At 66.2% G+C, this 20,273-nt stretch carries 18 protein-coding genes; 9 read left to right on the top strand and 9 right to left on the bottom strand.

All coding sequences use genetic code 11. The features are described 5' to 3' along the window. The first annotated feature begins 4 nt into the window (after positions 1-4). On the top strand, positions 5-862 hold the full coding sequence (locus tag CFR80_RS02160; protein ID WP_181418152.1) for a CDP-alcohol phosphatidyltransferase family protein: 858 nt from the start codon (positions 5-7) through the stop codon (positions 860-862). 22 nt (positions 863-884) lie between these two features. On the opposite strand, the gene CFR80_RS02155 is transcribed toward CFR80_RS02160, so the two are convergent. The 9 genes from CFR80_RS02155 to CFR80_RS02115 are packed head-to-tail and all read right to left on the bottom strand — an operon-like array spanning position 885 to position 10,050. After that, positions 885-1,334 (bottom strand): NADH-quinone oxidoreductase subunit B family protein, encoded by a 450-nt coding sequence (locus CFR80_RS02155; protein WP_010512833.1) that lies wholly within the window; start codon positions 1,332-1,334, stop codon positions 885-887. 9 nt (positions 1,335-1,343) lie between these two features. Further along, the gene (locus CFR80_RS02150; protein WP_010512832.1) at positions 1,344-2,810 is read right to left on the bottom strand and encodes an NADH-quinone oxidoreductase subunit D-related protein; all 1,467 of its coding nucleotides are present in this window, start codon (positions 2,808-2,810) and stop codon (positions 1,344-1,346) included. Further along, a complete protein-coding gene (locus CFR80_RS02145; protein WP_010512830.1) occupies positions 2,807-3,877 on the bottom strand; it encodes a hypothetical protein in 1,071 nt (356 codons plus the stop codon). The genes CFR80_RS02150 and CFR80_RS02145 overlap by 4 nt, the downstream gene beginning before the upstream one ends. After that, positions 3,874-4,419 (bottom strand): hypothetical protein, encoded by a 546-nt coding sequence (locus CFR80_RS02140; protein ID WP_010512829.1) that lies wholly within the window; start codon positions 4,417-4,419, stop codon positions 3,874-3,876. Before CFR80_RS02140 ends, CFR80_RS02145 begins: the two co-directional genes overlap by 4 nt. A gap of 2 nt (positions 4,420-4,421) precedes the next feature. Next, a complete protein-coding gene (locus CFR80_RS02135; protein WP_010512828.1) occupies positions 4,422-5,390 on the bottom strand; it encodes a hypothetical protein in 969 nt (322 codons plus the stop codon). Between the two features lie 4 nt (positions 5,391-5,394). After that, a complete protein-coding gene (locus tag CFR80_RS02130; RefSeq protein WP_232275507.1) occupies positions 5,395-7,131 on the bottom strand; it encodes a hypothetical protein in 1,737 nt (578 codons plus the stop codon). A gap of 58 nt (positions 7,132-7,189) precedes the next feature. Continuing rightward, positions 7,190-8,041 (bottom strand): aldo/keto reductase, encoded by an 852-nt coding sequence (locus CFR80_RS02125; RefSeq protein WP_010512826.1) that lies wholly within the window; start codon positions 8,039-8,041, stop codon positions 7,190-7,192. Between the two features lie 50 nt (positions 8,042-8,091). Further along, on the bottom strand, positions 8,092-8,538 hold the full coding sequence (locus tag CFR80_RS02120) for a DNA polymerase III subunit chi (RefSeq protein ID WP_010512825.1): 447 nt from the start codon (positions 8,536-8,538) through the stop codon (positions 8,092-8,094). Between the two features lie 42 nt (positions 8,539-8,580). Further along, positions 8,581-10,050: a leucyl aminopeptidase gene (locus CFR80_RS02115; protein ID WP_010512824.1), complete on the bottom strand. Its 1,470-nt coding sequence runs from the start codon at positions 10,048-10,050 to the stop codon at positions 8,581-8,583. Positions 10,051-10,202: 152 nt separating this feature from the next. On the opposite strand from CFR80_RS02115, the gene cysQ reads away from it, so the two are divergent. From cysQ to CFR80_RS02075, 8 genes are all read left to right on the top strand, one after another. Then, positions 10,203-10,988 carry a 3'(2'),5'-bisphosphate nucleotidase CysQ gene (cysQ, locus tag CFR80_RS02110; RefSeq protein WP_010512821.1) on the top strand — a complete coding sequence of 262 codons (786 nt, stop codon included), beginning with the start codon at positions 10,203-10,205 and terminating at the stop codon, positions 10,986-10,988. Between the two features lie 9 nt (positions 10,989-10,997). Further along, positions 10,998-11,972, top strand: coding sequence for an L-threonylcarbamoyladenylate synthase (locus CFR80_RS02105; protein ID WP_010512820.1), 975 nt, complete (start codon positions 10,998-11,000; stop codon positions 11,970-11,972). Between the two features lie 40 nt (positions 11,973-12,012). Next, positions 12,013-12,633 carry a hypothetical protein gene (locus tag CFR80_RS02100; protein ID WP_010512819.1) on the top strand — a complete coding sequence of 207 codons (621 nt, stop codon included), beginning with the start codon at positions 12,013-12,015 and terminating at the stop codon, positions 12,631-12,633. Then, a complete protein-coding gene (locus tag CFR80_RS02095; RefSeq protein WP_010512818.1) occupies positions 12,630-14,087 on the top strand; it encodes an FAD-binding oxidoreductase in 1,458 nt (485 codons plus the stop codon). The genes CFR80_RS02100 and CFR80_RS02095 overlap by 4 nt, the downstream gene beginning before the upstream one ends. Before the next feature lie 100 nt (positions 14,088-14,187). Beyond that, entirely contained in the window at positions 14,188-15,354 is a 1,167-nt protein-coding gene (gene lptF / locus CFR80_RS02090; protein ID WP_010512817.1) for an LPS export ABC transporter permease LptF, read from the top strand. Beyond that, positions 15,351-16,466, top strand: coding sequence for an LPS export ABC transporter permease LptG (gene lptG / locus CFR80_RS02085; RefSeq protein ID WP_010512816.1), 1,116 nt, complete (start codon positions 15,351-15,353; stop codon positions 16,464-16,466). The genes lptF and lptG overlap by 4 nt, the downstream gene beginning before the upstream one ends. Next, positions 16,466-18,865, top strand: a complete 2,400-nt coding sequence (locus tag CFR80_RS02080) for an LPS-assembly protein LptD (RefSeq protein ID WP_010512814.1) — start codon at positions 16,466-16,468, stop codon at positions 18,863-18,865. Before lptG ends, CFR80_RS02080 begins: the two co-directional genes overlap by 1 nt. Then, positions 18,858-20,267 (top strand): peptidylprolyl isomerase, encoded by a 1,410-nt coding sequence (locus CFR80_RS02075; protein ID WP_010512813.1) that lies wholly within the window; start codon positions 18,858-18,860, stop codon positions 20,265-20,267. The genes CFR80_RS02080 and CFR80_RS02075 overlap by 8 nt, the downstream gene beginning before the upstream one ends. The last annotated feature ends 6 nt before the right edge of the window (positions 20,268-20,273 follow it).

Here is a 20,273-nt window from a genome sequence, read left to right as displayed (position 1 = left end):
GGGCATGGCCACCCCGCCGACACGCCGTATCCGACGGTTGAAAAAACGCCAGCGCCCCCGCGTGCGGGGCCTGTCGTTCAACCGGATGATCCCAAACCTCATGACCATGCTGGGCCTGTGCGCGGGCCTGACGGGCATGCGATTCGGGCTGGAAGGACGCTTTGGCAGTGCTGCGACCGCGCTGCTGATCGCCGCCTGCATTGATGGGCTGGACGGACGAATCGCACGCCTGCTACGCGGCACCAGTCGCTTTGGCGCGGAATTCGACAGCCTGTCGGATTTCCTGTGCTTTGGCGTAGCCCCCGCCTTTGTCCTGTACCTGTGGGCACTGCATGAAGGCGGGCGGTTTGGCTACATCCCGTGCATCATGTTCACGGTCTGCATGGCGCTGCGCCTGGCGCGCTTCAATGCCAGCCTGGATGACGACGCCAACCAGCCCAAATACGCCAGCAACTTCTTCACCGGCGTTCCCGCCCCGGCGGGCGCGGGGCTGGCGCTGTTTCCGCTGTTTCTCGGGCTGGAAGCGCAGCACCTGCACTGTGACTGGCTGTATGAACTGACGCGCGCCCCGCTCCTGCCCGCGCTGACGCTCAGCGGCACGGCCTTCCTGCTGGTGTCGACCCTGCCGGTCTGGTCGTTCAAGAACTTCAAGGTCCCCTCGCCCATGATCCTCCCCACCATGCTGGGCACGGGGGCCTATGCCGCCGTTCTGGTGGCCGAACCGTGGGGCGCGCTGGCGGCGGCGGGGATCATCTACATCCTGCTGCTTCCCATGAGCAGGCGGAGCTTCCACCGCCTGCGCCGCGAAGCCGAGGCATTGCAGGAAAGCGACGACCCGCCCGCAACCGTCCCTTCGACCTGAACACCCTGCCTGGTCCCTTCCGTCAGGTCGCCTCCCCTTCGCCCTGCGTGCGCCAGCGGATCAGGGCATCAAGGACTTCCGCAGGCGATGGCGGGCATCCGGGCAGCAGCAGGCTGGCGCGCGCACGGCCGCCCACCCCGCCCAGAACCGCATAACCGGGCGCAAATATTCCCCCATCCACCGCGCAGTCCCCCACCGCGGCCAGCAGGCGCGTGCCTGGCATGGCCTGCCATGCCAGTTCGACAACCGGGGCCATATCCACCGTCAGGCTGCCCGTCACCAGCAGCAGCCCCGCCTGTCGCGGTGTAGAGACAAAACGGATATCGGAATGTCCTTCCACCAGGGCGCGCGACAGGCTGCGCAGTTCAATCGCACAGCCCGCGCAGCCCCCGGTTTCCATGTGAAAGATATCCAGCGGCACCATGCGCGGCAGCACGGCACCCTCCGGCCAGAACAGGTTCAGATACGCCATGGCCCCACCCTACAGATCCGCGCCCGCAGCCGACAGGCCAAGCGATGTCAGGATCAGCGGCACGTCCTCATACACCGCGCCGGACAATATGCCGGGCAGCGCCTGAAACAGTAGCAGGGACGCGTCACCACACCACCATGCCGCCACACGGCCATGCGCCAACCTGACCCAGTGCCAGACAGGCCCGGTGGGGCCTTCCACGCAGCCCATACCTTCTCCTGACCCATGCACGTCATATCCGGCGGGCATGCTGACGGCCGCGCCATCGAACGTGGACAGGATGTCAACGGCCATTTCCACCTCATGCAGGCGCATGGCCAGACGGTCAGCCACATCGCCCCCCGTGCCCTCCCGCCCTGCGGACCGTGACACATACGGCCGCAGGTCGCCTTCAACGCCAGACGCCCGGCCCACACAGCCCGCAATGCCCCACCTGCGGGCGACATCCGCCGGCACGATACCCCGCCCGCGCGCCTGCATGGCCATGCCACGCGGCCGCCAGAACAGGTGGCGCAACGTGGCGCAGCCCGTCCGCAGTTCCGTCAGGACCTCCATGGGAATGGATACGGTCCGTCCCGCGTCGCCCGCAGGCGGCAGCACGTCAAACAGCAGGCGACTGCCACAGCCCTCCCGGCAGGCCTGCCGCACACGCTCCAGCAGGGTTGCGGCCAGAATGGCAAAACGTCCATCGGCCAGCAGTTCCGCCGCCGTGGCCAGCGTGTCCAGATGGATCGCAATGCGTTCCAGTTCGCTTACGAACATGGCCGCATCATCCATATCCGCGCCTGCATGTTCCCCTGCAGCCCCCAGTGCGCGGGCAAAGGCCACCTGATGGGCCACCGTAACCGTTGCATCGATCCGGGCGACCAGTCGGGCTGCCTGCGCCACCGTGGCACCACGCATGCGCGCGCACAGGCCACGATGGGCGTAACCCATACGGGTGCGGACCTGCATGATCCGTTCCCCCGGCAGGCCCAGACGCAGGTGGAAGGGAGACTGGAAATCCCCCTCCGCCGGGCCATACCCCACAACGGTGCCCCCGGCCTGCACCATGGCGGCATCATCGGTGAATTCCACGCCTTCGGGTGGTGCAGGCGCGGGCGGTGGCCGGTCATGCAGGGGCCATGTTACCGGCCACCGCCCCTGATCCAGCCATGGGGCGCTGTCTGTCGCCCCCATGCCCTCGATTCCCCACAGGTCCTGCGTGATGCGTTCATAAGCCGCCGCCCCGGCCCGTACGGGGGACAGGGCAAGGTAGCGCCCGTCCATGACCGCGACACTGGCCAGCAGGGGACGTGTCCCCTCCATGAACAGGGCATGTACCTGCACCCCATCCGACCACAGGCCCAGCAGCGGCAGGGTGGAATGGCGCAGGTTTTCCACCATGTCGCGCCACGTCCCACCGTCCAGCACGAAACGCCCGGCACAGGCCGAGGGCATCCCGCTGCGGATCAGGTCCGGCACCTGCGCAGTCATGATCCCCTCCCCACCCGGTACGCAACAGTGGCAAGCACCGCGCACCCGATCACCAGCAATAACGTCGCCTGTACCCATGGCCGCCCGCCATGGCCTGCCCGACCACGCGCCGCCAGCATCGGCCACAGGCTGGCACCGGCTGCAAACGCCACGGGGGCCATGGTGCCCATTTCCCCGACCAGCACGAGCCCCGCCGCCATGCCGGGCAGGAAGGGCGGCCACGTCATGTATCCCTCCGGCAGAGCATCCGATAACGGCATGCAGGCCATGACCAGCAGGCAGGCAGCCAGTGGTAGCCCCCCCATGCCGCCATCCGGCAGGCCCGCAGCCAGCACGGCCCAACCAGCCCAGTACCCCCCGCCAGAGATGCGTTCCCGACGTGACAGGACCACCCATGACAGGCACACACATCCCATGAAGGTCAGGACAGGCAGCAGGACCGGCCACATCCCCCCCGCCCGCGCCACGACCGGCAGAACGGCCAGAATTTCCATATTCCATCCCGGCCCGGCCTGCCCCGGCCGACCCATGATGGCACAGGCCAGCAGCAGCCCGCCCACCAGCAGGATCGCCCCGGCCTGATCCTGCATGTGCCCCCATCCCGCCTGCAACACGAACAGGCCCCCCTGCGCCATCAGCAACCCGCACAGTTCCATGCGCAGAACCTGCCAGCCGTCCTGTTCCAGCCCCCGCGGGCCAATCGCCAGCGCCAGACGGGCCACAAGCCCGCAGCCCAGAAACAGCCCAAGCAGGTCACACCGCCCGAAAGCGATGGCAAGGGCGGCAATGCCCGACAGGAAAAAAGGCAACACGGCCGCCCCGCGCGATGCGTTGCCCGGTTCGTGCCGCGCCCCGAAAACCCACACGCATAATGCCAGCGCGGGCGCCGTTTCCATCATGCACCCCGCCACATCGCCCGACAGACCACCAGCCACGCCGCACAGCACCAGAAACAGCACCGCCAGAAGCACGCGCAACGCCTGTGTCGCTCCGGTCGCCAGCAGGGCGGTCAATGCCAGCGCCAGCCAGCCGCCCAGCAGGCTGGCATAAAGGGAAAGCGACATCATTCCCCCCCTCCATGCACGCGCGGCGCCGCGGCCAGCAGGACATTCAGCCCGATCGCCGCGACAATCACCTCCCCCATGACCAGCAGGTCATCCGTGCGTGCCGCCAGCAGCATGACGCCGTCCAGCCCACAGGCCAGCCCCGCGCACAACGCGACCGGGCCGCGCGCGATACACGCGCTCCATGCACCACACAGGATGGCGGCCAGACCCGTCATGCCCATAAGGCGCGCCGTCATGCCGTCCTGCGATCCCTGCATGATGACCTGTGTCAGCACCGCGACACAGGCCAGACCACCGGCAAGCCGCAGGCCGCTACGTTCGCGCCGGGCCGCGGGAATATGCAGCATCTGCACGCCCAGCAGCCCGAACAGGGCTGCAAGCCCCACGGCCATGACGCAGGCCAGCCCGACCCGCCCCTGCACCCAGCGCGACAGGCACACGCATGCCGCCGTGCACACCGCATGCCAGACCGGACCGCCGCCCCGCTCCCCCGACGTCGAGAGCGAGAGAATGACCAGCACCCCCAAAAGCAGTACAAGCATGCTCAGCCCATCCCCCGCCCGGCAAACAGCAGCACCCCGGCCATGATGGCGCATAACAGCGCAAGACCGCCCCGCCAGCCCGCATGCCGCTGCCCCGACACCACGAAAACCCGTATCGCCGCAACACACCCGCAGGCCAGCAGCATATGCGCCACCCACAGCGCGACCGCCACCAGCATGGGCACCAGCACCCCCGAACGGGGCAGGATGTCGGGCTCCGCAATTCCTTCAGGCCAGATCAGGTCACGCGCCAGCATCATCCACACTACCGCCAGCAGGTCGCGCGCATACTGGGCCACGGCGCGATCGGGGCCGGCAAGGTCCTCCAGCATGGCCGAAAACAGCCTTGATGTCGTTCCGTCCCCCTCCCCGACCGCCCCCAGCACCAGCGCACCGGCAACCAGCGCCAGCGGCACGCGCACAAGGTTCATGTCCGCCACATGCGCCTGCCGCACCAGTCCCGCCAGCGTGCCATCAGGCAGGCACATGCCCAGCACCGTGCAGGCCAGCAGCATGACCGGCTGGATCATGATCCCCCCCGCCACGGCCCGCAGCCCCGCATGCCCCGGTCGCGCCAGCCCCGGCGCAAGGGCCGCCACCACCAGCGCAAGAAAGGCCATTTCCAGCAATCCGCCGATAATCAGCACATCCGACAGGTCCCCCCCGGGCATGCCGATGGAAAAGGACGGCACCAGTAGCGTCGCCCCCATGCCCGCCGCCAGCGCCAGCCATGGGGCAACCGCCGTCACCTGCGCGCCCGCAGCCGACCGCACGCCCACCTGCCGCCATGCATGCAGCAGCACGCGCCAGTGCGCGGTCGGGTCCGGCAGGCGGCGTTCCCCTTCCATCACCGCCGCCATCCAGCGCAGCAGGCCGATCCATACCGGCGCGCCCAGCAGGACCAGCGCCATATGACAGCCCGCAAGCAGGAGGGCCTGCATCCGCGCGGCCAGCATGAATGACGTCATCATGCCGCTATCCATGCCATGCAATGAATATGAGTGCCGCCACGCACGCCATGACCATCATCACCGGCGCGGACACCGTCATGCCACCCTGGCGCATGTCGCCCACATATTGCGCCAGCAGGGGCCATACCCGCGCGCCACGCCGCCGCAGGCGCACGTAATCGCGCATGAGCCGCCTGCGCACCACGACCGTTCCCACCATATCCAGCAGCATACGCACGGAATTGCCCGGCCCCACCTGCGTCAGCGGGTCGCCAAAGACCATCCACGGCGGCACGGGGGGCGCACCCTGCTGCCACCCCGCGACCTGACGGGCGGGCGTGGGGCAGGCCATGCGCCGCACCACCATGACCACACCCCCCACCACAGCCACCAGCAGGCACAGCCGCGCGGGATGCAGCACCGCCGCCCCGTCGGGCGACGCCAGCGCGACATTGTCCCCGGCCCCTGCCGTCCCTGCGCCCGCCAGAAGCCCCAGCCAGTATCCCGGCCAGACGGACACGCACAGCACCGGCAGGGCCGCCAGCACGATGGCCGCCATGTCCCGCCCCGACGGATCAGCAGCACCCGCCCCGCGCGGCGTGCGTGGCCTGCCGCACAGCATGACCGCCACGATGCGCACAAGCGCCAGCATGCGCACCGCCCACCCGATCCCTAGTGCCAGCAGTGCGAGCAGCAACGGCAGGTCCCCGCCCAGCCCCCCGCCACGCGGCATGGCCGCCAGCAGGCGCAGCAGCATCCAGATTATGGAGAAACCCAGCAGCGGCGGCAGTCCGCTTTCCGCCAGCAGCCCGATGGAAAACAGGGCCGACAGGCGCGGCATCAGCACACCCAGACCACCCAGACGGGTCAATATCAGGGCACCGGCCTCGCGTTCCATCACATCCATCGCACGCGCCATGAACATCCATGTCAGCAGCATGCCAGCCACCAGCATGAACGTACGGCTGGCGCAGACGGCCATGGCGGGCAGGTCATCGGCACGGGCCAGCAGCCCCAGCCCCGCCAGCACGATCACCAGCGCCCCCGTGCCCCCCATCAGTCCCGTCATGACCCTGCGCCCGTCCCCCGCACACAGCGCCCGCCACGAAGCCGTCATGTACAGCAGGCAGCCGGCGACGATCAGCACGCCACCCCACCGCATGTCCCCCACCATGCCGCCAGCAGGCAAATGCCGCCACAGCGCCATGGCCGCGACCATCGCGGCAATATCCGCCATATGGAAGGGACGCAGGCCACGCGGCGACACGCGCAGCGAAAAGGACAGGCCCAGCAGCCCCCGCGTGGCAACCCAGCACAGCCCGGGCAGCAGCCAGCCCGCCGGACGCGGAAACAGCAGCACCGCCGCCATGAGCAGCAGGGCAATCAGGTCCGGCGCCTGCCGCGCCATATCATCGTGCGGGCCATCCCTGCGTGCGATCAGGATCCATCCCGCCCCCACGCAGGACAGGGGTGGCCCGCCGATCACGGCAAGTGCCGCCCCCGCGCAGGCCGCAGCACCGCGCGCGCCGGACGCCGCCACCCCGACAATGCCCAGCGGCACCAGCAGGGCAACATCATGCACGTCACCTGAAAAACCGGGCCATGGCGCAATGCCGCCCGGCAATTCCAGCCCGAGGCAGGACAGGATGGCCATGATGCACAGCGCCACCCACCCGCAGCGCAGGACAGGCACCATCGTGGCCATCTGCCGTAAACCACAGGCTGGCGGCACGCTGGCCACCGCTAGCAGCAGCACGGTCACGACAAGGATGACAGGAATGATGACAGCCCTCCCGCTTGCGCCCGGAAGGCCGGGCGGGTCAGATCATGGCCAGCGGCTCCTTGCGGCGCGGCGGCGCTATGGCTTCATCAATCTCCGCCAGATCATCGCGCGTCAAGGTGATCTCGGTTGCTGCGAAGTTTTCATGCTGGTGACGCGGGCTGCCCGCCTTGGGAATGGCCAGCACGTTTTCCTGTCGCAGCACCCATGCCAGCGCAATCTGCGCCGTCGTGGCCGGCCCGAGGGACGTGCTGTGCCGCTTTGCTATGCGCCTGAGCACCGGCGCGCGCAGCAGGTCACCCCCCTGCCCCAGCGGGGAATAGGCCATGGTCACGACGCCTGCATCACGGTCACGCTGCAGCAGGTCGAATTCCACGCCACGGTAATCAAGGCTGTACAGCACCTGGTTTGCGGCGCACGGCGTGCTGGCCGGTGTGCTTTCGACCTCCATCATGCCATCAGCATCGAAGTTGGATACGCCCCAGCTCCGGATCAGGCCCGCATCAATCAGGTCACTGAATCCCGCCAGCGTTTCCTCCAGCGGCACGCTGCCGGGCCAGTGCAGCAGGTAAAGGTCAAGGAAATCGGTGCCCAGCCGTTTGAGTGATGCTTCACACGCCCGGCGCACGCCCGTACGCGATGCGTTGGAGGGCACGACCTTGCTGACAAGGAACACGTCGTCGCGCCGTCCCCTTATCGCCTCGCCCACCAGTTTTTCGGAACGGCCGGAGCCATACATTTCCGCCGTGTCCACCACGCGGATCCCCGCGTCGAGACCTGCGTGAATGCTCTTTATCTCATCCGCGCGGCGGCTGTCGCTGTCCCCCATGTTCCATGTGCCCATGCCCAGCGCGGGCACCGTGGTTTCATTGGGGAAAGTAACCGTCTTCATTACGCAACCTGCCTTTCGTCCATGCCGCCACCCCGCAGCGGGGCCTGCGGCTATTTACGACGCGCCCAGCCTCTGGGCTGCTGTTGCCAGTAGCTCAGGTCATGACCACCATCACGCCATGCCACCCAGCGTCTGCGCGCACTGGCGACGGCGGCCTCATCATGGCCATCAAACAGGTCGAACACCCGTTCGAAAGGGGACAGGTCGGCAACTTCCACCCCGTCAAGCAGGAAGGCGAAGGTCGCACCGTTGGGCATGTCCTGACCATCCGTCAGCCAGATCGGCTGCCATGGCCCATGCCCCATGGCCTGTGTGCCATGGGGAAGCCACAGCGGGTCGGTCGACCGCCACAGCCCGTCATCAAGCTCCTGCACCCGTTCTGCCGTGGCGCAGCGGACCACCGCCCGCTTTCCCGCCGCAAGCGTCCGGCCCAGCAGCGCGGGCAGGACCGCCAGCGCCGGTGAACGCGTCAGGTGATAGAAGCCGATCTGCGCCATGGAGTTCCCTGTTCCGATCCGGCCTGCCGCGCGGGGCAGGCATTACCCTTCGTAATACGTGCCGACCATGCGATCGAGCAGGCGCACGCCAAAGCCGGTCGCCCCCCGGGGCGCATGCGACGTCGCCTTGGACGTAAACGCCGTGCCCGCGATGTCCAGATGCGCCCACGGCACGTCGTTCACAAAGCATTCAAGGAACTTGGCCGCCGTGATCGACCCGCCGGGACGCCCGCCGATGTTCTTGAGGTCAGCAATGTCCGAACGCAGCAGTTCAAGGTAGCTGGCGTCCATGGGCATGCGCCACAGCTTCTCGCCCGTCTGTTCCCCCGTGGTCGCCAGATGGCCTGCCAGGCCGTCATTGTTGGAGAACAGGCCCGCGCGCTCGACACCCAGGCTGACCACGATCGCCCCGGTCAGGGTGGCAAGGTTGACCATGATGCGCGGCTTGAAGCGGTCCTGCGTGTACCATAGCACGTCCGCCAGCACGAGACGGCCTTCGGCATCGGTGTTCAGCACTTCGACCGTCTGGCCCGCTGCCGTGCGCACCACGTCGCCCGGACGCTGCGCATTGCCCGACAGCATGTTTTCCACCAGCCCCACGACACCGACGGCGTTCACCTTCGCCTTGCGGCCCGCAAGTGCCGCCATGGTGCCGACCACTGCGGCGGCTCCCGCCATGTCGGTTTTCATTTCATCCATGCCGGCCGCCGGCTTGATCGAGATGCCGCCCGAATCAAAGGTCACGCCCTTCCCGACGAAGGCCACCGGCGCGGTCCCGTCCGTGCCGCCATTCCAGCGCATGATGACCGTGCGCGGCGGCGCGTCACTGCCCTGCGCCACCCCCAGCAGGGCGCCAAACCCCAGCTTGTGCATGGCGTCGCGGTCCAGCACCTCCACTTCCACCCCAAGGTCACGCAGGGCGAGAATGCGCTGTTCGAACTCCGGCGGGCGCAGCATGTTCGCGGGTTCGGATACAAGGTCACGGCACAGGAACACCCCGCGCGCCACCGCCGAAAGCGGCTGCCATGCCGCCTGTGCCGCGGCAGGATCGGCGCAGGCCACGGTCACGGCTGTCAGCGGGCCCGCATCGCCCTTGCGCGGCTGGGTACGGTACGAATCGAAACGGTAGCTGCCCAGCACGACACCCAGCGCCACATGGGCGGTCAGGTCGGGGGCGATGCCATCGGCCACGACCACGCCGGACGTACCCGCATCGGACAGGGCGCGGGCGGCCGCCACACCGGCCTGTTCTGCCACGGTGCCATCCAGCGCGTCCACGGCACCCAGCCCCACCAGGATCACGCGGTCATATCCCGCCCCGGGCGCCAGCACGACACAGGTTTTCGCGGCGTCGAAGCCGAATCCTGTGGCTTTCGCAGCCCGGGTCAGCGCGCCGCCCACCGCGGCGTCCAGCGTAGCAAGGGCACCCGCGGGCGCCCCGCCGGATACGGCAAGGATGGCAATGGTGCCACTGGCGGGCAGGCTTGCGTCGGAAAAGGCGATATCGAGCATATGGATCACGGTGCTCCGCTTCGAAGGTGTTGGGCAGACAGGATAAATTCCTGCACCAGCACGCCGCGCCCCGGACCGACACCACCCTGTCCGCGGCCATCGGCACCGATAAGGACATGACGGCGCGCCGTGAGTAAGCTAATGCGAACAGCATGAATACGCCATCCATGCCAGCATATGAGGACGGATTCCTTCTGGATCTGGCCCTGCGCCTTGCCAGTGAAGCCGCCGACCTGATCCGCACCATCCGCGCGCGCGGGTTCGCAACCAAGGTCAAGACCGACAGTTCCCCCGTGACCGAGGCCGACCACGCGGCGGAAAAGCATATCCTTGCGGGCCTGCGTACCCATGCCCCCGCCATTCCCGTCGTGGCGGAGGAGGAGGTCGCAGCCGGCATCATGACAGATACCGGGCGCGAGTTCTGGCTGGTGGACCCGCTGGATGGCACGCGGGAATTCGCGGCCGGGCGGGACGATTTCACCGTCAATATCGGCCTTGTGCGCGATGGGCGGCCGGTGCTGGGGGCCGTCGCACTTCCGGCCTATCACCAGCTTTATGGCGCAGGCGCGGGACGCGGGGCCTTCCGCATCGACGCCAGTGGCACGCAGGCCATCCATGTCCGCACACCTCCGGCGGAGGGGCTGACGGTGCTGGCGTCGCGCCATTACGCCGATGACCCGCGCCTGAAGGAATTCCTGGGCGGACAGGCCATCGCGCATCTGGGCAATATCGGCTCGGCGGCCAAATTCATCCGCGTGGCCGAAGGCGTGGCCGACCTCTATCCCCGCCTTGGCACCACCATGGAATGGGATACCGCCGCACCGCAGGCTGTTGTCGAAGCCGCTGGCGGGTCCATCACCACGCCCGATGGCAAGGTGCTGGGCTATGGCAAGCCCGGCTTCCGCAACCCGCATTTCCTGTGTCGCGGCGCGGCCTGATCCGGGGCCATGCACACACGCCTGTTGCATAACGACCCGCAGGGACTCGCCACTGCCGCCGCCATGCTGCGCGCGGGCGGACTGGTCGCCTTCGGGACGGAAACGGTTTACGGCCTTGGGGCGGATGCGGGCAATGATACGGCCGTCGCCGCCATCTATACCGCCAAGGGGCGGCCGGGCATCAACCCGCTGATCAGCCATTTCGCCAGCGCGGACGCTGCTTTTGAACAGGTTGAGGCCACGCCGCTGGCGCGCAGGCTGGCCGACCGGTTCTGGCCCGGTCCGCTGACAATGGTGCTGCCACGCGGAACGCATTGCGGCATATCCACCATCGCCACCGCCGGCCTGCCGACCGCCGCCGTACGGGTGCCTGCGGGGCAGACCACGCAGGCCCTGCTGGCGGCGTGCGGGTTTCCGGTCGTGGCCCCTTCGGCCAACCCGTCGGGCCGGGTCAGCCCGTCCGATGCGCAGCACGTGCTGGCGGGGCTGGATGGCCGCATTGACGCGGTCCTTGACTGCGGTCCATGCCGCGTGGGCGTGGAAAGCACGATCATCGACCTGTCCCGCGATGTCCCTGTCCTGCTGCGTCCCGGCGGCATCACGCTGGAGGCGCTGGAAGCGGCATGCGGCATGAAGCTGGCCCTGCCCGCGGGCAGCAATGACGCCCGTCCCACCGCCCCCGGCCAGCTGTCATCGCATTACGCGCCCGGCCTGCCGGTCCGTCTGGATGCCCGCAGCGTGGCCCCCGACGAGGCGCTTCTGGCGTTCGGCCCGCCCCTGCCCGGCAGCGCGCTGGTGTGGAACCTGAGTGCCACGGGTGATTTGCATGAAGCGGCCGCCCGCCTCTTCGCGGGGCTGCGGTTTCTTGATATGGAAGGTCACCGCCGGGGACTGGTCGGGATTGCGGTACAGCCTGTGCCCGGACACGGGCTGGGCCGTGCGATCCGTGACCGCCTGATCCGCGCGGCCTGCCCGCGACCGTAAAATAGTTTCAACCGCATGATCCGACCCCGGTGCCCCTGAGATGAGCGACACAATCGACCCCAAGGAACTGAAAATCCTTTCGGACATCCTCGCACTCGTGCTGGAGGAGCATGCAGGCCAGTCGGAAAATGCGCTGGCCGCCATCCGCGCGCGCGCGCAGAAAAATCAGGTAACCGGCGGGGCGCTGAAAAACCTGTTTGCCGCCATCGCCCCCAATCCCCCCAAAAAGGCCGCCGCGAAACCGCGCGCCCCCCGCGCGACAAAAGCCAGCGCCGCCGCCGCGAAAGAGATTCAGGAATCGCACCAGCGCATTTCCCAGCTGACGGAAAGCATCCGCAGGCTGGATACGGAAATACGCGACCTGAAAGTTGACAATTCGGCGCTGCGCGCGGAACTGAACCAGACGCGGCAGGCCCGCGCCGAAACGCAGGCCGTCCTGTCATCGGTGGTGCAGTCCCGTCCCCCCGTACGCCGTTCGGGCCTGCTGGTGGCGGCGGCGGTGGGCGCGCTGACCGGTTTCGTGCTGACCGAGACATGGCACCTGTTCATGTCCCCCAGCCCGGCGCAGGCCAGCGCCACCTACCCGCCCGTGCATCATCAGGGGCAGACCTACCTGCCACCGCCCTCCTTACCCTTTCATTCAGGAAGCATGCCGTCATGACCGTTCCCCCCCCAACCGCACCGGCACGGCAGGACCTGATCGCCCGTTTTACCGACATGCTGGGGCCCGTGGGCGTGATTACGGGTGAAACCGACACCGCATCCTACTGCACCGACTGGCGCAACCTGTACCACGGCCGCGCGCTGGCGGTGCTGCGTCCAGCCAATACGGAAGAACTGTCACAGCTTGTCCGGTTCTGCAGTGAACACGGCATCCCCATGGTGCCACAGGGCGGCAATACCAGCATGGTGGGCGGCGCCACACCGGATGACAGCGGGCACGAGGTCGTGGTCTGCCTGTCGCGCATGAACCATATCCGTGGCATCGACCCCCATGACCTGACCATGGAAGTCGAAGCCGGCGTCACACTGAAGGCGGCGCAGGACGCGGCGTGGGATGCGGGGTTCATGCTGCCGCTCTCCATCTCGTCCGAAGGGTCGGCGCAGATTGGCGGCGTGCTGGCGACGAATGCGGGCGGCAACAACACGCTGCGCTACGGCAATGCGCGTGAACTGGTGCTGGGGCTGGAGGCGGTCATGCCCGATGGCGGCGTGTTCCATGGCCTGCGCCGCCTGCGCAAGGACAATACGGGGTATGCCCTGCGCCAGCTTCTGATCGGGTCCGAAGGCACGCTGGGGTTCATCACCACCGCCATCCTGCAACTTCACCCGCAGCCCCGCGCTATCGAGGCCGCACTGTGTGCCGTGGACGACGCCGATGCCGCGCTGAAGCTGCTGGGGCTGCTGCGCGCGCGCGATCCCGCCCTGCTGCAGGCGTTCGAGTTCATGTCCGGCACCGGCATGGACCTTGTCATCGACCTGATCCCGGGTGCTGCCCTGCCGCTGGGTGAGCGCGCACCCGCCTATGTGCTGCTGGAACTGGCGACCCCGCGTCCCGATGCCGATCTGCGTGAATATGCCGAGGAAGTGCTGGGCGAAGCCCTGGAGGAAGGCATCATCACCGATGCCGTCATTGCCGAAAGCGAAGGCCAGCGCGCCGGTCTGTGGAAACTGCGCGAGGAACATGCCGAAGCCCAGCGGCGCGCGGGGGCCAGCGTCAAGAATGACGTATCGGTGCCCGTGACCCACGTGCCCGAACTGATCGCACGCGCCAGTGCCGCATGCGAAAAGCTGATTCCGGGCTGCCGTCCCGCCCCGTTCGGCCACATGGGCGATGGCAACATCCACTTCAATGTCGTCCAGCCCGAAGGCATGGCGGCGGATGCCTTTCTGGCCCGCAGCCACGACATAATGGACACGGTGGCGGCGATCGTGAAGGATCTGGACGGTTCATTTTCGGCCGAACATGGCGTGGGGCAGCTCAAGCCCTACATGATGCCGTCATGGCGGGGCGGGGCGGAGCTGGAGGCCATGCGCCATATCAAGGCCGCCCTTGACCCCCGGAATGTCATGAACCCCGGAAAGGTGCTGCCGCCTGTCACATCCGGGACATGACGCCGGGCGCGTCCACACGGCCGGCATCTGAGCGTACCTGTCCCCGCCGCATGAGGGGATCACCCCTTTTGCACGGGCGGGAACAGGGTTAGACAGGGGCATGCCTGCCGTCCGCCCTGTCCCTGACCGCCTTGCGCCGCGCCTGTCGATTCTGGACAGCTACATGCTGCGCCAGCTCCTGCTGGCGCTGGTGGCGACCACGGGCGCTCTCGTGACACTGATCTGGCTGACGCAGTCCCTGCACTTCGTGTCGCTGGTGGTGGGGCGCGGGCTGTCGCTGCGCGTGTTCTTGGAACTGACCAGCCTGCTGATCCCTTCCTTCATCGCGGTCATCCTGCCGATTACCACGTTCGTGGTGGTGCAGTTCGTCTATCAGCGCCTGGGCACCGACCGGGAACTGACGGTCATGCAGGCCGCTGGCCTGTCGCCCGCCATGATGGCGCGACCGGGCCTGGCCTGCGCCGCCATTGCGACAGCCACGTGCCTGGTGCTGAATGTCTGGATCGTGCCGGTTTCCTACCACGCCTTCCGGCAGTATGAATTCCAGATCCGCAACCGCATGGCCGCCTTTCTGGTGCAGGATGGTGTGTTTACGCAGGTGTCGGACAACATGACCGTGTACATCCGCGCGCGCGACAAGGACGGCACGCTGCATGGCATCATGGTGGAAGACGACCGCACCCCCGGCGCCGAAGCCACCATACTGGCGGAAGAAGGCAATCTGGTCATCCTCAACGACCAGCCGCGCGTGGTCCTGTTCAACGGATCGCGGCAGGAAATCGACAGCCATACCGGGCGGCTGAACGTGCTGACCTTCACCCGCAACACGATCGACCTGTCCAGTCCGCACACCGCGCATACGCGCCTGCCCGATGCCAATGAACTGCCGATTTCACAGCTTCTGCACCCGGACATGCGCCAGTATTCGCGCAGGGACGAAAGCAAGATGTTCATCGAGGCCTGGCGCCGGCTGAGCAGCCCCTTCTGCGCCTTTTCCTTTGCCATGATCGGACTGGTGGGGGCCATGGGCGGCAGCTATTCCCGGCAGGCCAGCATCATCCGGCCTGTCCTGGCCATCCTTGCCGTTGTCGCGGTACAGGCGCTGACGCTGCTGGTGCAGAACCTTGCATCGCGCAACCTGCAGCTCATGCCACTCATGTGGATCTGTTCGATCGGCCCGGGCGTGATCTGCGCGGGCGTCCTGTTCTGGCCGGAATTCCGCGCCGATCGTGAAGCCCGGGCGATTACGGGCGCCACACGGTCATGAAGCTTGCCTTTACGCTGTCGCTGTACATCGCCCGTCAGTTTACCTACGCCACCCTGTCGGTGATCGCCTTCCTGACCGGGCTGATCACCATGTTCGACTTCATCGACCTGCTGCGCCGGGTTTCAACCCGGCCCAATGTGCCGACATCGCTGGTCAGTGAAATCGCCTTCCTGCACATTCCCTTTGCCTGTCTTGAAATCCTGCCCTTTGGCGTGCTGCTGGGGGGGATCATCTGTTTCTGGCGTCTGGCGCGGTCATCGGAACTGGTGGTGGCGCGGGCGGCGGGCATTTCGGCGTGGCAGTTCCTGGCGGGGCCGGTCACCTGCGCGGTGCTGATCGGGACAGTGGCCACGACCTGCATTTCCCCCCTGTCATCCGTCATGTACCGCCGGGCGGAAATGCTGGACCGGCAGTACCTGCGCGACAATAATGGCAAGTCCCTCAACCTCAGCGGTGGCACCCTGTGGCTGCGGCAGGGGGATAACGGATTGGTGGACCATGGGGTGGACATCATCCATGCGCGGCATGTCAGGCTGACGGGGAACGTGCTGCATATCGGCGGCATCACCATTTTCCGGCTTGGCCCGGATGACGGCCTGCTGACCCGTATCGAGGCCGATAGCGGTTATCTGGGCAAGGACCGCTGGGTTCTGGAATCCGCCCGGCAGCTGCGCCCTGATGAACTGCCGGTCGATATGGGGCACCTGACGCTGCATGCCGACCTGACGCTGGCGGGGGTGGAAGAAAGCTTCGCCTCCCCCGATACGCTGTCCGTCTGGGCGCTGCCGGGGTTCATCCGCCAGCTGAACCGGTCGGGATTTTCCACCATCCGCCACCGGCTGCATTTCCAGACGCTGCTCACGCTGCCAGTCCTGTCCGGTACCATGGCGCTGGTGGCGGCCGGGTTTTCCATGCGGCCCGCGCGGCGGGGCGGGGTCATCCGCATGATCAGTTTTGGCGTGGCGGCGGGTTTCGCGTTGTTTGCGCTATCTAAAATTGCCGCGCAGTTTGGTGAAACGGGTACGTTGCCCCCCCTTCTGGCCGCCTGGGCCCCCACCGGGGCCGGGCTTTGTCTTGCAGTCACGCTACTTCTTCATCTAGAGGACGGTTAATGGACCGTCCCGCCCCTTCCACGCGCGCGCCGTCACTGACACGGCTTACTGCCGTTCTGCGGCAGTTTCCGCGCGGGTTGCTGCTTTCAGCCACCATGCTGGGGGGCATGATGTGCGCGCTGGGCCCGCGTGATGCCCATGCCGACGCCCCGCCCGACGGGCCGCGGCGCAGCATGCCCATCCACGCCCCCAAGAGCCAGCCACAGTCGCCCGCCAACTTTTCCGGCACGGTGTCCAATACCGACCCGATGACATTCCAGGCCGACCATGTGGCCTATGACAGCCGCAACGGCATTGCGACTTGGACCGGCAATGTCCAGCTCTGGCAGAATGACCAGATCATGCGCGCCGACAAGGTGGTCTATGACCGCAATACCGGGGTGGCGTCCGCCCGGGGCAACGTGGCCATGGTGGAACCGGACGGCACGGTGCTGTTTACGGAATATGCCGAACTGAGCAACGGCATGCGCGACGGCATCATGACCCGCATGTATGCCCGCATGGAAGATAATGCGCGCATGGCGGCCAATGGCATGCGGCGCACCGGTGCCAAGGTCAATGACCTGACGCGCGTGGTCTATACGGCGTGCGAAATCTGTGCCCGCCACCCCGAACGCGCGCCGTTCTGGCAGTTGCGCGCGTATGACGCCACGCATGACCTGCAGCACAAGCGACTGGAATTCCGTGACGCCTTCGTGGATTTTTTCGGGGTGCCGATCTTCTACCTGCCCGCCTTCTCCATGACCGACCCGTCGGTACGGCGCCAGAGCGGCTTCCTGACCCCCGGCTTCACACCGCATGACCGTTATCTGGGCACGTATGTCACCATTCCCTATTACTGGGTCATTGACCGGCAGTCCGATGTCACGCTGCAGGGACTGTTTTCCACCCGCACCGGGCCGGAGCTTACGGCAAACTACCGCCGCTATTTCAGCAACGCGCGCCTGAACCTGACCGGTGGCATCGCGTATGACACGCATCGCGACATCGATTACATCAACACCTTCGGCCAGAACGTGGACAGCGCCGACAACCACGGCATACAGGGCTATATCTTCGCCAACGGCCAGGTTTCGATAAACCGGACATGGCGGGCGGGCGCCAACATCCGCTGGGCCAGTTCGCCCAACTTCATGCGTGACTACCGCGTCAGCGGATACGGGCAGGACACGCTCAATTCCAACATCTACCTGGAAGGGTTCGGGACGGGATCGTATTCGCGCATTGATGCCGAAGGGTATCAGGGCATGAACCAGGGCATCATCCATAACCAGGACCTGCCATGGGTGCTGCCGCGCTATACCTACAGCTATTTCGGGCAGCCCGACGCACTGGGCGGGCGGTTCAGCCTCGATACGACCGATTTCTACGTCTATCGTGAAAACGGGACATCGGACCAGCGCGGGCAGCTTTCGCTCAACTGGGACCGGCCGTTCCACAATTCGCTGGGGCAGATATGGAACCTGACGCTGCATGTTGAATCCGCCATCCACCGCGCGACCGAACTGAACCAGCAGCCCAACTATGCCCGCACCACCCGCGCACAGGTGGAGGGGCAGGTCCTGCCCACCGTGGGGCTGAAGATGAACTGGCCGTTCCTGCGCAGCTTCAACCACAATACCGGCACCCAGATCCTTGAACCCATCGTGCAGTTCCTGGCTGCGCCGAACACGGGTAACAGCACGTCACGCAACATTCCCAACGAAGACAGCCTGTCCTACGAATTTACGGATTCCACGCTGTTCGCGCTCAACCGCTATGCCGGCACGGACCGGCTGGATGGTGGCCTGCGCGCCAATGTCGGGCTGCACAACAACTGGACATGGAACGGCCATCAGATTGACGTGCTGATCGGTGAAAGCTTCCAGGAACATGTCGACCACAACCGCATCCCCTATTCCGGGCTGAGCCACCACCTGTCGGATGTGGTCATGGGCACGCATATGGTGCCCAACCAGTTCTTTGATTTTGATGGCAAGATGCGCCTCGACCCCTATGGCGGCAAGGTGGACTTCGCCGATGCGCTGGGCAGCGCGGGCTTCCGCCATTTCCGTGTGACGGGTGGCTATCTGTTCGAACCGGTCACGCCCTATTATTATTATGTCAGGCAGCCGTATGACACGGCAGCGCCCGATATTTACTACAAGCCGGTCAGCGAGCTTACGGTCGGGGCTGCCTCCAACTGGGACAACTGGCACATTGCCGCCTACCTGCGCCGCAGCCTGTCGCGCAAGGAAAGCGTGGCGGTGGGTGGCGACGCCGGTTACCAGAACGACTGTTTCGGGCTGGATGTCATGTATCTCAAGCAGTACACCACGATTGGTGGCCAACAGAGCAATTCAACCGTAATGTTCTCCCTTACGTTCAAAACCATCGGTACATTTGGTATTAATGGCTGACCTGATGCGCGAAAGACTGAGCCGGATGTCCTTCTTCCCCATGCCCCGTGGCGCTGTTTCCTTCCCCGCACCGAACCACGGCCGCGTGGGACGCACGCTGGCTGCGGCCCTGCTGGCCTGTGCAGCACTGGTCGGCCACGAACACGGTGCCGCCGCCAAATCCGCGCGCGCCATTGCCCAGCAGGCGCAGGCGGCGGAAGATCAGGATGCGATCATCGCCACCGTCAACGGCGCGGTGCTGACCAAGCGCGATGTCGATACGCGCGGGCGGCTGTTCGCGCTGTCATCGGGGCTGGATGTCAGCGATGACGTGATGCAGCGGCTGCGACCGCAGATCGTGCGGCAGCTGATTGATGAAAAACTGCGCATGCAGGAAATGCTCGACCGCCACATCAACGTGCCCATCCAGCAGATCGGGGATGCAATCGCCAATATTGAACAGCGCAATGGCATGCCCCAGAACGCCCTGCGCAACAAGCTGGCGGAAGACGGCGTCTCGCTGACCACGCTGATTGACCAGATCCGCGTACAGATCGGCTGGTCGCAGGTCCTGCGTCAGGAAACGGCCGAGCACGGCCGCATCACCGCATCTGAAATCGAGCAGCGTATGGCCGCGCTGAAGCGCGAGGACGGCAAGCCGGAATACATGATCAGTGAGATTTTCGTGCCGGTGGAAGACCCGCGCCATACGGAAAACGAACTGAAATTCACCGAAACCATCATTCAGGAACTGCGTGAGGGCGCGCCCTTCCCCATTGTCGCCGCCCAGTTCTCGCAGGGGCAGAGCGCGCTGGACGGCGGTATGATGGGCTGGACACAGGAAGACGGCCTTGACCCCCAGGTGGTGGACGTGGCGCGCAAGATGCCCGATGGCGCCATTTCAAACCCCATCCGCGTCGCGGGTGGATACGTGATCGCCACCATTGCGGAACGGCGGACGGTCGGCCACCAGATGGCGACGATCCTGACCATCCGGCAGGTCTTCTTCCCCTTTGATGAGCCACTGAACCCTGAAAACCCCACCGACCAGCAGAAATCGACACTGGACACCGCCACGGCATTCGCCAATGAAGCCAAGAACTGTGACCAGATGGAAGCCGAGAACAAGAAACTGGGGGAAAAGCACCCCAGTGATCCCGGCGAACTCATGATGAACCACCTCAACCCCCAGATGCGCGAGATACTCGAGCCCCTGATGCCGGGCAAGACCAGCAAGCCCCTAGTGTCGATGGATGGCATTCTGGTGCTGATGGTCTGCACCCGTGAAGAACGCAACATCGCCATCCAGACCCCCAGCCAGATCGCCGACCACCTGATGAACGAACGCGTGGAACAGACATCGCGCCAGCTGAACCGCGACCTGCAGCGTCGTGCGATCATCGACATGCGTTCCAAGACCTGATCGGTC

The organism is Komagataeibacter oboediens (genome assembly GCF_003207815.1).
GTDB classification, from domain to species: domain Bacteria; phylum Pseudomonadota; class Alphaproteobacteria; order Acetobacterales; family Acetobacteraceae; genus Komagataeibacter; species Komagataeibacter oboediens.
This window is presented reverse-complemented; position numbering and strand designations above follow the sequence as displayed.